The 13,456-nt window shown below is 67.6% G+C and carries 11 protein-coding genes and 1 other RNA gene; 8 read left to right on the top strand and 4 right to left on the bottom strand.

The genetic code is table 11. The features are described from left to right. Nucleotides 1–201: 201 nt before the first annotated feature. The gene (locus OR37_RS03280) at nt 202–1,419 is read left to right on the top strand and encodes a PQQ-dependent sugar dehydrogenase (RefSeq protein WP_004615785.1); all 1,218 of its coding nucleotides are present in this window, start codon (nt 202–204) and stop codon (nt 1,417–1,419) included. A 1,239-nt stretch (nt 1,420–2,658) separates the two neighbouring features. Here OR37_RS03280 and OR37_RS03275 read toward each other — a convergent pair. Further along, on the bottom strand, nt 2,659–3,330 hold the full coding sequence (locus OR37_RS03275; RefSeq protein ID WP_004615782.1) for a glutathione S-transferase family protein: 672 nt from the start codon (nt 3,328–3,330) through the stop codon (nt 2,659–2,661). Between the two features lie 135 nt (nt 3,331–3,465). On the opposite strand from OR37_RS03275, the gene OR37_RS03270 reads away from it, so the two are divergent. The 3 genes from OR37_RS03270 (at nt 3,466) to OR37_RS03260 (ending at nt 6,198) form a co-directional block, all read left to right on the top strand. After that, complete coding sequence (locus tag OR37_RS03270) at nt 3,466–4,509, top strand: ribonucleotide-diphosphate reductase subunit beta (RefSeq protein WP_004615781.1); 1,044 nt, start codon at nt 3,466–3,468, stop codon at nt 4,507–4,509. Between the two features lie 511 nt (nt 4,510–5,020). After that, entirely contained in the window at nt 5,021–5,269 is a 249-nt protein-coding gene (locus tag OR37_RS03265; RefSeq protein ID WP_004615780.1) for a hypothetical protein, read from the top strand. Between the two features lie 53 nt (nt 5,270–5,322). Further along, a complete protein-coding gene (locus OR37_RS03260) occupies nt 5,323–6,198 on the top strand; it encodes a 2-dehydropantoate 2-reductase (protein WP_004615779.1) in 876 nt (291 codons plus the stop codon). A gap of 3 nt (nt 6,199–6,201) precedes the next feature. Here OR37_RS03260 and OR37_RS03255 read toward each other — a convergent pair whose 3' ends face one another. Both OR37_RS03255 and OR37_RS03250 read right to left on the bottom strand, forming a co-directional pair. Beyond that, on the bottom strand, nt 6,202–6,618 hold the full coding sequence (locus OR37_RS03255) for a DUF6491 family protein (protein ID WP_004615778.1): 417 nt from the start codon (nt 6,616–6,618) through the stop codon (nt 6,202–6,204). A 150-nt stretch (nt 6,619–6,768) separates the two neighbouring features. Next, nucleotides 6,769–8,016 (bottom strand): dicarboxylate/amino acid:cation symporter, encoded by a 1,248-nt coding sequence (locus tag OR37_RS03250; RefSeq protein ID WP_004615777.1) that lies wholly within the window; start codon nt 8,014–8,016, stop codon nt 6,769–6,771. A gap of 310 nt (nt 8,017–8,326) precedes the next feature. Between OR37_RS03250 and OR37_RS03245 the strand changes: the two genes are divergently transcribed. After that, entirely contained in the window at nt 8,327–9,781 is a 1,455-nt protein-coding gene (locus OR37_RS03245; RefSeq protein WP_004615776.1) for an AMP nucleosidase, read from the top strand. Nucleotides 9,782–9,913: 132 nt separating this feature from the next. Here OR37_RS03245 and nudC read toward each other — a convergent pair whose 3' ends face one another. Continuing rightward, nucleotides 9,914–10,852 carry an NAD(+) diphosphatase gene (nudC, locus tag OR37_RS03240; RefSeq protein ID WP_004615775.1) on the bottom strand — a complete coding sequence of 313 codons (939 nt, stop codon included), beginning with the start codon at nt 10,850–10,852 and terminating at the stop codon, nt 9,914–9,916. A 93-nt stretch (nt 10,853–10,945) separates the two neighbouring features. On the opposite strand from nudC, the gene ffs reads away from it, so the two are divergent. The 3 genes from ffs to OR37_RS03230 all read left to right on the top strand — a co-directional run bounded on the left by ffs (nt 10,946) and on the right by OR37_RS03230 (nt 13,432). Beyond that, nucleotides 10,946–11,043: signal recognition particle sRNA small type (ffs, locus tag OR37_RS20605), an RNA gene on the top strand. 87 nt (nt 11,044–11,130) lie between these two features. Beyond that, nucleotides 11,131–12,957, top strand: coding sequence for a DNA polymerase III subunit gamma/tau (locus OR37_RS03235; RefSeq protein WP_004615774.1), 1,827 nt, complete (start codon nt 11,131–11,133; stop codon nt 12,955–12,957). A gap of 145 nt (nt 12,958–13,102) precedes the next feature. Then, nucleotides 13,103–13,432: a YbaB/EbfC family nucleoid-associated protein gene (locus OR37_RS03230; protein WP_004615773.1), complete on the top strand. Its 330-nt coding sequence runs from the start codon at nt 13,103–13,105 to the stop codon at nt 13,430–13,432. Nucleotides 13,433–13,456 lie beyond the last annotated feature (24 nt).

Below are 13,456 nucleotides of genomic sequence, written 5' to 3'. Positions count from 1 at the left end.
AATAATCGTGATGGCGCGGACTTGCATCGGCAGCGCTTCTAGCGGGCCGGCGCGGCAGCGTAAAGCCGGCGGCGCGAAAGCCGTCATTGGCCGGGTGACTTCGCGCCGAAAGTGTCGGAGCTATAGCGATCGCGGCGCGCTCTACATCTCTGACCATGGAGCGGTCGCCCGCCGCTCCGACCACGCCCTGGGAACCCAAGCATGAAGCTCGCTCCATTCGCCCTGCTGACGACGCTGGCGTCGGCGACGGCCGTCCACGCCCAGACCAATCTCGGCGCCCAGGCCCCCGAGGCCTCCCTGCCGTTCACCGTGACCCAGGTCGCCACGTTCAACCAGCCGTGGCGCGTCGCCTTCCTGCCCGACGGCCGGATGCTGATCACCGAAAAGCCCGGCGCGCTGTGGCTGGTGACCCAGGCGGGCGCGAAGACCGCCGTGGCCCATGTGCCGCCCGTGCTGGCCGAGGGGCAGGGCGGTCTGCTGGGGATCTTCCTGTCGCCCCGCTACGCGACCGACCACGCCGTCTACCTGACCTATGCCGAGCCGGGCGGCGGCGGCTCCAGCCTGGCCCTGGCGCGGGCGACCCTGTCCCTGAAGGGCGACAAGCCCAGCCTGGACGGGCTGAAGGTGATCTGGCGCGACGGCGGACGCGGCGACGGCGGCCAGTTCGGCGCCCAGGTCGCGTTCTCGCCCGACGGCAAGTTCCTGTACCTCACGGTCGGCGAGCGTCAGCGCTTCACGCCGGCTCAGGATCCCAACTCGCCGCTGGGCAAGATCCTGCGCCTGACCCTCGACGGCAAGCCGGCCCCGGGCAATCCGATGGCGGGCAAGACCGGCGCGGCCAGCGTGCCGATCATCGATCCGCCGACCGACACCGAAGCGGCCAAGACCGCGCCGGTGGTCCGCACCTACACGTTCCCGGGCCCGAACCTGACGCCGGCCGAGACCTGGAGCACGGGCCACCGCACGCCCTACGGCCTGGCCTTCGCGCCGGACGGCCGGCTGTGGGAGGTCGAGCACGGCCCCCGGGGCGGCGACGAGCTGAACCTGATCCAGCCGGGCAAGAACTACGGCTGGCCGCTGGTCTCCTACGCGGTCAACTACAACGGCGTGCCGATCCCCAGCCCCGACACGCGGCCGGACCTGGAAAAGCCGGTGCTGTACTGGACGCCGGTGATCGCGCCGGGGAACCTGATGTTCTATCACGGCAAGATGTTCCCCCAGTGGGAGGGCTCGGCCTTCGTCAGCGGTCTGGGGTCCAAGTCGCTGAACCGCATCGTCGTCAACGGCGCGACGGCCACGGGCGCCGAACGCTGGAAACTCGGCCACCGCATCCGCGACGTCGAGGTCGCGCCGGACGGGGCGCTGTGGCTCCTAGAGGACTCGACGAAGGGCGGCCTGTTCCGGCTGACGCCGAAGTAGGGGGCGTTGAGCGCCCCCTCCGTCCCGTCGCCGCTCGCGCGACGCGGGTGAGGAGGAAGCCGCCATCTCCTCCCCCGCGCGCGGGGGAGGAGGATCGATGCGAATACGCATCGAGACGGAGGGGGCGCTAGGCCCGTCGTTCAGGATGACTCTGGGCCCCGGCATTCGCCGGGGAAATCGGGGTGTGAGTTCATGCGTGGCATTCCTTCTCCCCGGAGAAGGAGCCCGCCTTAAATCTCACGGCGAGACGATCGCGGGGCTGATCAGGTCACTCAAGGACGACGCTCCGCGTCGCCGCGCGGCGGCCGCCCGGAGGGCGGTCCTTGACTGACCTGATCAGTCCCGCACGCTGCAGCCCCCAAGAGATTTAAGAATCGCACCCGACCGGTGGTCGGCTTGAACTCGGAGGCGGCTGGTATCTTATTATGGCTCTTCCGCTAGGTAACTGCGCGATCTGCGGCGCGTACGGACCGCTAACCTTCGAGCACATTCCTCCGGAGTCAGCATTCAACGACCGGAGAGTGATGCTTGCAGATATGCAGCGACTTTTGAGCAATCAGGACTGGCAAGGGTTCGAAAATCCAAAAGGAAAATATAAGCAGCGTGGTGCTGGTGATTATACACTTTGTGGAAAGTGTAATAACGACACCGGTCATTGGTACGGCCCGCAATACGTAAAATGGGCCTACGAGGGGATGCGGCATCTGCAGACCATCGGACATGCAGGGGCGTCCCTGAGGTTGCCATACAATATTCAGCCGCTGCCCGTTCTCAAGCAAATCATGGCTATGTTCGCCAGTGCTTGCGGCCCTTCATTCTTCAGTTCTGCTCCAGAAATCAGGCGCTGGGTCCTGAACCCTGATTTGCCGGGGCTGTCGGATAGATTTAAAATATACTGCTATTTTATTTCGCCAAAATCGCGATCAACTCGGCAGGCGGGCATCACTGGGCTTGTGCAGGTCGGCGTTGGTAGCTCTACTTTCGCCGAGATCGCATTCCCACCTTTCGGGTATATCCTATGCCTAGATTCGTTGCCTAATGATCGAGGTCTCGCTGACATAAGTTTTTTCCGAAAATTCCGTAGGAGGGAGTTTCAGGTTATATATCTCAATATTCCCATTCGAGAGGTGAATAGCTTCTTCCCCGGTGATTTTCGGACTATGGACGAAATAAAGAAGCAGTATCTAGCCAGCGCTGAGGGGGCGCTGAAGTCGATACCTAGTGAGGTCAGCGCTTGTCTCACCCCTGCGCCCCCAACCGCTCCCACCCGTCAAAGAACGGGAACCGCTCCGCCCAGAACGCCGCCAGCCGCGGGTCGGCGTCCACCCGCTTGACCACCTCGCTCATGCGCGGCGCCGCCTCGTAGAACCGCACCCGTCTCGGGCCCCAGCGACTCAGCACGGCGACGTAGAGGTCCAGCACCGTCATCTCGTCGCCCAGCAGGTAGCGTCCCGGCGGGATCTGACTCTCCATCATCCGCCAGCAGTCGACGATCCGGTCCTTGATCGCCGCCTTCGCGCGCGCCTGTAGCGCCGGGTCCTCGCCGACCAGCCGCGCCGGCGCGTCGCTGATCCAGTAGAGCGCGTAGATCGAGGCCGAGATGAAGCTCATCCAGCGCAGGAACTGGCCTCGGGCCGGAGCATCGAGCCCAGGGGCGAGGCGCGCCTCCGGATAGCGATCGGCCAGCCAGATCAGGATGGCGGCGCTTTCGGTGATCGTCTCGCCGTCCGGCGTGACCAGCGCCGGAATTTGCTTAAGGGGATTGATCGCGGCGACCTTGGCGGCCTCCGCCTCGCCGCGCCAGGTCGGGGCCTCGACCACCTCAAAAGGCAATCCGATCAAGGTCATGGCCGCCTCGACAGGCACGCCGCCCGAGCCGACGGCGCTGAAAATCGTAAACGGCTTTTTCACGATTCATCCCCTATCTTGTGGGTGAGGCCCATTGTCACACTAGATGTGGTGGGGCACTCTTAGGCGTGCGTCGGGCGGTCGCCTGCCGTAACCTCTTCTAACCCGTCCGCTCGATTCTCGCTCCGAGGCCCTGTCATGTCCGCTCCGTCGTCGCTGATCCTGCCTGGCCTGATGACCCCCTCGGGCGGCTACAAGCCGTTCCGCTATCCCTGGGCCTACGACTTCTGGAAGAAGCAGCAGCAGGTCCACTGGATGCCGGAAGAGGTGCCGCTGGGCGAGGACCTCAAGGACTGGGCCGTCAAGCTGAACGACAAGGAACGGAACCTGCTGACGCAGATCTTCCGCTTCTTCACCCAGTCCGACGTCGAGGTGCAGGACAACTACATGGAGCGCTACGGTCGGGTGTTCAAACCGACCGAAGTGAAGATGATGCTGGCCTCGTTCGCGAACATGGAGACGATCCATATCGCGGCCTACGCCCTGCTGCTCGAGACCATCGGGATGCCCGAGACCGAGTTCTCGGCGTTCATGGAATACGAGGCCATGAAGGCCAAGCACGACTACATGCAGACCTTCGGCGTCGAGACCAACGCCGACATCTGCCGCACCCTGGCCATGTTCGGCGGTTTCACGGAAGGGCTGCAGCTCTTCGCCTCGTTCGCGATGCTGATGAACTTCCCGCGCTTCAACAAGATGAAGGGCATGGGCCAGATCGTCTCGTGGTCGATCCGCGACGAGAGCCTGCACTGCGACGGCGTGATCAAGCTGTACCACGCGTTCAACAAGGAAACGAACGCGGTGACCAAGGCCGTGGCCGACGACATCGTCGACTGCTGCAAGCACGTGGTGGGCCTGGAGGACAAGTTCATCGACCTGGCCTTCGAGGCCGGCGAGGTCCAGGGCATGACGCCCGACGACATCAAGGCCTATATCCGCTTCGTCGCCGACTGGCGCCTGCGCCAGCTGCAGCTGCCCGAGGTCTACGGCATCAAGGAAAACCCGCTGCCGTGGCTGCAGGCCCTGCTGTCGGGCGTCGAGCACGCCAACTTCTTCGAGGCCCGCGCCACCGAATACTCCAAGGCCGCCACCAAGGGCTCGTGGCACGGCGCCGATGGCGTGTGGACCAGCTTCGACGAGATGATGAAGAAGCGCACCGACCAGACGCTGCCGGCCGAATAGGGCGGCTTTAGCGCGCGCGAAGAGGGCGGGTCCGCGAGGGCCCGCCCTTTTGCTTTTGGGGTCGGGCCCCGAGCGCGGCCTTGGCGCCGCCCCGCTTTGGACACAACGACAGGTTCCATTTCGCGCCCAGCGGTTGGGGGCGAGGGGATGGTTCTGGCCAGACGGGCGCGGGGTGGCGCGATCGCGACGCTTTCGCTGGCGCTGCATGGCGTCGTGCTGTTCTGGCTGGCCTGGCCAAGATCCGCCGACCTGGTCGCCAACGGCCCGGACCTGTCGTCGATGACGGTCGAGATGACCCGACCCCCTTCGGCCGCGCGGGCTTCTCCGAGGCGGACGCCCGCGAGAGCCGCCGCCGCCCCGGCGCCGATCGTGGCGCCATCTTCGACGGCGATCGCGAAGGCGACGGAAGCGAGTGTCCCGCCGGCGCCGGAGGTCGCCGCTCCGCCGGACGCGGCGCGTCTGAGGGCCGCTCTGCGCGGTCGCCGCCGACGGCCCCCGCTACGCCGCGCCGATGGATCCGGAGAAGCGGGCCTATTACGACGAGCTCGCCGCGGCCGGACCGTCCAGCCGATCCCAGGCCAGCGCCAGGGCCGGCGGCGCGAGCCCTGGCGCCTTGCAGGTCCTGAAATGCTCGGTGACCTTCGGAGCCGGCGCGAAGGAGAAGGACCGCCAGGGCATGGTGCGCCTGGGCAAGACCCCTTGCTACATCCCGCTGCAAGGCAGCTTCTTCACGCCCGAGGCCGGCGTCCACAAGCGGTAGTGACCGTGTCGCCTCGGCGGCCTAGTAAGGAGCGCACGGTCGGAGTTTTCTTTATGAGCCCCAACGTCGCCCTGATTGGCCCCGGCGCCATCGGCGGAACCCTTGCGGCTTGGTTGGCCCAGCGGGGGGACCTGGACCTGACCGTCTGCGCGCGTACCCCGTTTGAGACCCTGACCGTCGAAACGCCTGACGGCGAGATCTCGGCCCGGCCTAAGATCGCGACCTCGCCGCGGGGCCTGTCGCCGGTCGACTGGGTGCTCGTGGCGACGAAGGCCTATGACGACGCCGGCGCCGCGCCCTGGCTGGCCGCGCTGGTGGGACCACGGACGCGCGTGGCGGTGATCCGCAACGGCGTCGAGCACCGCGAAGCTTTCGCCGGCCGGGTCGACGCCGCCAATCTCCTGCCGGTGATCGTCGACTTCCCGGCCGAACGGTCCGCGCCCGGCGTGTTCCGCCAGCGACGCTACGGCTGGATCCGGGTTCCCGAAGGCGAGGCGGGCAAGGCGTTCGCCGCGTTGTTCGCCGGCTGTCCCATCGACGTGGGGACGACGGACGACTTCGTGTCGGTCGCTTGGCGCAAGCTGGCGCTGAACGCGGCCGGGGCGGTCAACGCCATGACGCTGAAGCCCTCGGGCGTCGCCCACGATCCTGGCGCCGCCCAGGTGATGAAGGCCCTGGTCGCGGAGTGCGTGGCGGTGGGCCGGGCCGAGGGCGCGACCCTGGCCGATGACCTCGGCGATCAGGTCGTGAACGGCTATCGCGCCGGGCCCTCTGACTTGGTCAACTCACTGCTGGCCGATCGTCAGGCGGGCCGGCCGATGGAATTGGACGCTCGCAACGGCGTCATTGTCCGCAGGGGCGCGGCGCACGGCATCCCGACGCCAGCCAATGCGATGATCGTGGCCTTGCTGAACGCGGCGGCGGGCTGATCCCTACGGCTGGTACTTCTTCGGGATCGCCTTGATCTCGTCGGGCGTCAGCTTGGTGATCGCCTTGGCGCGGATCGGGACGGCGAAGCCCATGCCGTCCGAGACCCGCAGGTCCAGGTCCAGCGGCTGGCAGATGCTGTCGCTGCCGCGCACCACCGATACGAGGTGGCTGCCCGGCCAGGTCAGCTGGTTGGAGCCCCAGGCCAGGTCGACGCGATAGACGTCGCGGCCGCGCACCTTCATGTACAGGGTGTTCTTGTCCGGGGCGGTCCAGCCGCGCCAGTCGGACAGGTAGAAGCATTGGCGGGCGGGCTTGGCCGGCGCCGGAGCGGCGTCCTGGGCCGAGGCGGCCAGACCCGAGAGGCCCGCGATGGCGAGCCCGATCAGCGCGGCGCGCGCGGAGTGGGTGATCTTGCTCATGACACGTCGTCCTTCAAAGCCCCCAACGCTTGAGATTGGCCCTGGGCGAGGCGGAGTCAAGCGCGCGGCGTACAGAAAGAACTATACACGAAAACGGCCCGCCCCTCGACGGAAAGGCGGGCCGTTGGCGGCGTATCCCAAGACCGGGTGTCAGGCCTTGGCGGGCTCGGCCGGAGCTGGGTCCAGCTCGCCTTCCCACTTGGCGACCACGGCGGCGGCGACGCTGTTGCCGACGACGTTGGTGGCGCTGCGGCCCATGTCCAGCAGGTGGTCGACGCCGAGCACCAGCGCGATCCAGCCCTCAGGCAGGCCGAAATAGGTCAGGGTGGCCATGATCACCACCAGCGAGGCGCGCGGCACGCCGGCCATGCCCTTGGACGTGACCATCAGCAGCAGCAGCATCGAGGCCTGTTGCTCGACGGTCAGGTGGACGCCGTGCACCGCCGTGATGAACAGGGTGGCGAAGGTGCAGTACATCATCGAGCCGTCGAGATTGAACGAGTAGCCCAGCGGCAGGACGAAGCTGACGATCTTGCGGCGCACGCCCAGGGTGGGCAGGCCATCCAGCAGGCGCGGATAGGCCGCTTCGGAGCTGGCGGTCGAGAAGGCCAGCAGGGCCGGCGTGCGGATGAAGCCGAACAGCGGGATGGCGCGGCGTCCGAGGAAGGCCAGGGCGGCCAGGAACAGCAGCAGCCACAGCGTGCCCAGGCCCGCGTAGAAGGCGCCGATGAACTTGGCGTAGACGCCGATGATCGACAGGCCTTCCTTGGCGACGGTGTTGGCCAGGGCGCCGAAGATGGCCAGCGGGGCCAGCGACATCACGAAGCCCGTGACCTTCAGCATGATCGAGGCGGCCTGCTCGGTCACCTGCATGACGGCCGGGGCCTTGTTGTCCAGGGTGGCGACGGCGGTGCCGACGAACACCGAGAAGACGACGATCTGCAGGATCTCGTTCTTGGCCATCGCCTCGAACAGCGAGGCCGGGATCAGGTGGTCGATGAAGCTCTTGATCGTGAAGGCGCCCTCGGCCGACGGCGGCGCGCCGGCCCCGGCGGCTTCCTTCAGGACCACGCCATGGGCCGGGTCCAGCAGATGGAACATGCCGATGCCGATCAGCAGCGACAGGATCGAGGCGACGATGAACCAGGAGAGGGCCTTGACGCCGACGCGCCCGACGGCGGCGGCGTCCTCCATGTGGGCGATGCCGGCCACCAGGGTGGTGAAGACCAGCGGCGCGATGATCATCTTGATCAGGCGAAGGAAGACGTAGGGCAGCAGCGAGGCCAACTCGGCCGCCTTCTTGGCGCCGGCCGCGTCGAGATACTGGTTGCACCCCCAACCGACCGCGACGCCCAGCACCATGGCCAGGACGATCAGAAAGGCGAAACGTTTATTCATGGATCCCCCTGGCGCCCTCTGCTGGGCGTCGACGGCGTACTGGTGGTCGGAAGGATCGACGCGCGACAGCGCCCGCGCCGCCATTCGCGCCTTCCTTGAGCATTTCCGCCCTTGTGGCGGACGAAAGCGGGTTCGTCCATGCCTGTTGAGGCGGCGACGCCGGGCCAGGGCGAGCCAGGCCGGCGAAATGGGCTCATAATTCCAGAGACGCGGGACCGCCGGACGCCCTCATCGGACACTAAGTAAGAAGTTTTTCTACTTCGTGGGGCCGGTGTCTCGCCAATGTCGTGAAACGTCGCTATAAGGCCGCATGTCAAACCAAGAAAAAGCAATCGCCGTCGTCGAACGGCTCAATGACGAATATGAACGCGCCGTCGGCGCTCTCCGCGACGCCCTCCGCGCCTATCTCGAAAACGGAACCCGGCCCGACCCGCAGGCGCGGTTCGACGGCAGCTTCGCCTATCCCGAGCTGAGGCTGACCTACGATCCCGAGGCCCTGCCGCCCAAGCTGGCCCGGTCCTACGCCCGCGTCAGCCGGCCCGGCGTCTATGCCACCACCGTAACCAAGCCGGCCCAGTTCAAGGACTATCTGGTCGAGCAGCTGACCCTTCTGATGGACGACTTCGACGTCGAGATCGAGATCGAGCGCTCGCGGCAGGAAATCCCCTATCCCTACGTGCTGGACGCCTCGATCGACCTGAACCAGGCCGACGTCCGCAGCGAGGATATCGCCCGCTTCTTCCCGACCACGGACCTGGCCTTCATCGGCGACGAGATCGCCGACGGCGTCTGGAGCCCGGCGCTGGAGGAGACCCATCCGCTGTCGCTGTTCGATGGCCTGCGCACCGACTTCTCGCTGGCCCGTCTGAGGCACTACACCGGCGCGCCGGCCGAGGACGTGCAGCAGTTCATTCTGTTCACGAACTATCATCGCTATGTCGACGAGTTCGTGCGCTGGGGCATCGAACAGCTGAAGGCGGACGGCAGCCCCTATACCGCCCTGTCCTGCTCGGGCGGCCTGACGATTACCGCCAACACGGCCAATCCGGAACTGGCGGTGGCCGAGTCGACCTGGCGCAAGCACCAGATGCCGGCCTACCACCTGATGGCCCCGGGCGGCGCGGGCGTGACCCTGGTCAATATCGGCGTCGGTCCGTCCAACGCCAAGACAATCTGCGATCACCTGGCGGTGCTGCGGCCGCAGGCCTGGCTGATGATCGGCCACTGCGGCGGCCTGCGCGACACCCAGACCATCGGCGACTACGTCCTCGCTCACGCCTATCTGCGCGACGACCACGTCTTGGACGCGGTGCTGCCGCCCGAGATCCCGGTCCCCTCGATCGCCGAGGTGCAGCGCGCCCTCTACGACGCGGCCAAGGCGATCAGCGGCGACAGCGGCGGCGAACTGAAGAAGCGCCTGCGCACCGGCACGGTCGTCACCACCGACGACCGCAACTGGGAACTTCGCCACAGCCTGTCGGCCCTGCGCTTCAACCAGAGCCGGGCCGTGGCGATCGACATGGAAAGCGCGACCATCGCCGCCCAGGGCTATCGCTTCAGGGTGCCCTACGGGACGCTGCTCTGCGTGTCGGACAAGCCGCTGCACGGCGAGATCAAGCTGCCCGGCCAGGCCAACGCCTTCTACGAGCGCGCCATCAGCCAGCACCTGCAGATCGGCATCCTGACCTGCAAGCTGCTGCACGCCGAGGGCCCGAACCTGCACTCGCGGAAACTGCGGGCCTTCGACGAACCGCCGTTTAGATGAGCTCGGTGTTAGATGCTCCCCCGCAGTGCGGGGGAGCTGTCGGCGGAGCCGACTGAGGGGGCGAACCCGGCCCACGTCCAACTGGCCCCCTCCGGCCCTTTGGGCCACCTCCCCCGCGACGCGGGGGAGGATCTACCCCTCCGCCCAGCTCTTGATCAGCTGGTGCGCGATGGCCAGGGGCGGGGGGGCGAACAGGCCTTCCAGCTCGCCCTTGATCAATTGCGCCGCCTCGTCCTTCGAGAACCAGCGGACCTCTTCCAGCTCGGTCTGGTCGGGCGCGGCGTCGCCGCCGTCGACATCGGCCGTCAGGCCCATCATCAGCGACGAGGGCCAGGGCCAGGGCTGGCTGGAGTGATAGCGGACCGCGACGGCGGTCAGCCCCGCCTCTTCCTTCAGCTCGCGGGCGCAGGCTTCCTCGATGGTCTCGCCCGGCTCGAGGAAGCCGGCCAGAGCCGAGAACATGCCCTTGGGCCAGGCCGCCTGGCGTCCCAGCAGGCATTTGCCCTCGTGCAGGGCCAGCATGATCACCACCGGGTCGGTGCGCGGGAAGTGCTCGGCCTCGCAGGCCGGGCAGACGCGTTTCCAGCCGCCGTCGGCGACCTCGCTCTTCTGGCCGCAGTTGCTGCACCAGCGGTGGCGGCGGCGCCATTCGAACATCGACTTGGCGGTGGCCAGGATGCCGGCGTCGGCCGGCGGCATGGCGGCGGCCACGCCGCGCAGCTCCTCGAACCGGCCCAGGCCTTGCAGCGGCCCCTCGGACGGATCGGCGGCCGTGTCGATGTCGACGGCGAAGACCGCGATGTCCTTCCAGAGACCGAGGAACAGCAGCCGCTCCTGGCCGCCGGCAAGGTCCTGGGCCAGGTCGGCGCGCAGATAGGCGATCTGCACGCCCTTCGGCTTGCCGTCGTCGCCCAGCAGGTCCTCGACCAGGGGCTTGCCGTTCCACAGCGCGACCGCCAGCGACTCGGGGTCGGCCAGCTTCTCGGCCAGCCAGGCCTCGTCGCCGCGGCGCTCGCTGGCGCGGTTCAGGGGGTTGCCGGCGAAGGTGTTGGTGATGATCGAGAGGGACATACGGCGTGTCTAGCGCGACCGTGTTTGTTCGTCACGACGTCGCATGAACGTCATGCGGCTTGCATCCGTCGCGATGAGTCGCGATATAGGCCTCGGAGATCGGCGCGGACGGAAGCCTCGCCAACCTGGTCAGGGCCGAGAGGCAGCAGCCACAACGAGATCACCTCTGGGTCGCTGTCCGGTCTCCACCTTCCCTTTCCCCTAAATCTGTCAGCGGATGCGCGCGCGAACGGGCGTGAGGCTTTTGCTGCGTGCTCCGCCCTACTACACTCCGCGCCATGGCCGACCACGACGACCTCTCGACCGATTCCGCGCCGCCGTGGGATGAGGCTCCCGCTGAACGCGACGAGAACACCGCCGACATCTTCGGCGACGCGCCCGCGCCCGTCCCCGTGTCGCGCCCCGTTGTCCAGGATCCGCCGCCCGAAACCGGCGACGCCTATACCGTGCTGGCGCGGAAGTACCGCCCGCGCACCTTCGAGGACCTGATCGGCCAGGAGGCCATGGTCCGAACATTGGCGAATGCGTTCGCGACCGGCCGCATCGCCCACGCCTTCATGCTCACCGGCGTGCGGGGGGTCGGCAAGACCACGACCGCGCGCCTGCTGGCCCGCGCGCTGAACTACGAGACCGACACGGTGAAGGGCCCCTCGGTCGACCTGACCACCGAGGGCTATCACTGCCGCGCCATCATCGAGGGCCGGCACATGGACGTGCTGGAGCTCGACGCCGCCAGCCGCACCAAGGTCGACGAGATGCGCGAGCTCTTGGACGGCGTGCGCTACGCCCCTGTCGAGGCGCGCTACAAGGTCTACATCATCGACGAAGTGCACATGCTGTCGACGGCGGCGTTCAACGCGCTGCTGAAGACGCTGGAAGAGCCGCCGCCGCACGCCAAGTTCATCTTCGCGACGACCGAGATCCGCAAGGTGCCGGTGACGATCCTGTCGCGCACCCAGCGCTTCGACCTGCGCCGGGTCGAGCCCGACGTGCTGGTCAAGCACTTCGACCGCATCTCGGCCAAGGAGGGGGCGCGGATCGAGATGGACGCCCTGGCCCTGATCGCCCGCGCGGCCGAGGGCTCGGTGCGCGATGGCCTGTCGCTGCTGGATCAGGCCATCGTCCAGACCGATCGCGGGGCTACGGTCTCCGCCGCGGTGGTTCGCGACATGCTGGGCCTGGCTGATCGCGGCCAGACCATCGCCCTGTTCGAGAACGTCATGGCCGGCAAGACCAAGGACGCGCTGGAGGGTTTCCGCGCCCTTTGGGGCTTCGGCGCCGATCCGGCGGTGGTGATGCTCGACGTCCTGGATCACTGCCACGGCGCGGCGGTGTCGAAGGCCCTGGGGCCCGACGCCCTGTCGATGCCCAAGGAGCAGGCCGCGCGCCTGGCCGCGATCGGCGCGCACACCTCGGCCGGCACGCTGTCGCGCCTGTGGCAGATGCTGCTGAAGGCCCACGAGGAAGTGCGCCGCGCGCCCGACGCCATGGCCGCCGCCGAGATGGCCCTGATCCGCCTGTGCTACGCCGCCGACCTGCCCGGTCCGGAGGAGGCGCTGAAAGCCCTGCGCGACGGCCAGCCGCCCGGCGGACTGGGCGGCGGCGGTCCCTCCGGCGGCGCGATCGGCGGCGGGGCGGGCGGGGCGACCGCTTCGATACAAGCGCCGATGACCCTGGCCGCGCCCGGCGCCCAGGCCATGCCGGTGCTGGCCTCGTTCGACGACGTCATGGCCCTGATCGCCGCCAAGCGCGACATCGGCCTGCGGCTGGACGTCGAGCAGTATGTCCGCCCGATCAGCTTCCGCCCCGGCGCGATCACCTTCGAGGCCGCGCCCGGCGCGCCCGGCAACCTGGCCGGACGCCTGGTGCGCTTCCTGAAGGAGCATACCGGCCAGCCCTGGCTGGTCGCGGCCGAGGGCGGCGGCGGGGCCGAGAGCCTGATGGAGCGCCAGAAGCGCGAGGAGCGCGAGGCGCTGGAGGCGATCAAGGCCGACCCGTTCGTCGCCTCGGTGCTGGCGGCCTTCCCCGGCGCCGAGATCGTCGAGATCCGCAAGATCCTCACCCCCGAGGCGCCGCCGCTGGAGCCGGACGAGGAAGAGGGATAAGGCCCTTCCCCCTTGATGGGGGAAGGGTTTGGGATGGGGGTGAATGCTGAGTTGGCCGCCATGCGCTGCATCAACCGCTGCGTCACCCCACCCCTACCCCTCCCCATCAAGGGGAGGGGAATTCGAAGCGTTGGAGATTGAGACCATGAAAGACCTCGGCGGCCTGATGAAGCAGGCCCAGGCCATGCAGCAGAAACTGGCGGACGCCCAGGCGCGCCTGGCCGAGACGACCGTCGACGGCACGTCGGGCGGCGGAATGGTCACCGTCACGCTGATGGGCAATGGCGAGCTCGTCCGCGTTCTGATGGACGAGAGCCTGGTTCAGCCGGGCGAGGGCGAGGTGATCGCCGACCTGATCATCGCCGCCCACGCCGACGCCAAGAAGAAGCTCGACGCCAAGCAGGCCCAGCTGATGCAGGAGGCCGCCGGCCCGATGGCGGGCCTGATGGGCGGCCTGCCGGGGATGAAGTTCTAGAATAGAAGCCAAGAGGAGGGTGGT

Origin of the sequence: Caulobacter vibrioides OR37 (genome assembly GCF_000372645.1) — a bacterium.
Lineage (GTDB): Bacteria > Pseudomonadota > Alphaproteobacteria > Caulobacterales > Caulobacteraceae > Caulobacter > Caulobacter vibrioides_E.
Note: the sequence above shows the minus strand (reverse complement) of the source record. Positions and strands in the feature narration are given on the sequence as shown.

Bases quoted from the DNA above. Each gene is read 5' to 3' on its own strand.
- OR37_RS03260 (WP_004615779.1), top strand. From the start codon at position 5,323: ATGAGCCCCAACGTCGCCCTGATTGGCCCCGGCGCCATCGGCGGAACC.
- OR37_RS03230 (WP_004615773.1), top strand. From the start codon at position 13,103: ATGAAAGACCTCGGCGGCCTGATGAAGCAGGCCCAGGCCATGCAGCAG.
- nudC (WP_004615775.1), bottom strand. From the start codon at position 10,852: ATGTCCCTCTCGATCATCACCAACACCTTCGCCGGCAACCCCCTGAAC.
- OR37_RS03250 (WP_004615777.1), bottom strand. From the start codon at position 8,016: ATGAATAAACGTTTCGCCTTTCTGATCGTCCTGGCCATGGTGCTGGGC.
- OR37_RS03270 (WP_004615781.1), top strand. From the start codon at position 3,466: ATGTCCGCTCCGTCGTCGCTGATCCTGCCTGGCCTGATGACCCCCTCG.
- OR37_RS03255 (WP_004615778.1), bottom strand. From the start codon at position 6,618: ATGAGCAAGATCACCCACTCCGCGCGCGCCGCGCTGATCGGGCTCGCC.
- OR37_RS03265 (WP_004615780.1), top strand. From the start codon at position 5,021: ATGGATCCGGAGAAGCGGGCCTATTACGACGAGCTCGCCGCGGCCGGA.
- OR37_RS03235 (WP_004615774.1), top strand. From the start codon at position 11,131: ATGGCCGACCACGACGACCTCTCGACCGATTCCGCGCCGCCGTGGGAT.
- OR37_RS03245 (WP_004615776.1), top strand. From the start codon at position 8,327: ATGTCAAACCAAGAAAAAGCAATCGCCGTCGTCGAACGGCTCAATGAC.
- OR37_RS03280 (WP_004615785.1), top strand. From the start codon at position 202: ATGAAGCTCGCTCCATTCGCCCTGCTGACGACGCTGGCGTCGGCGACG.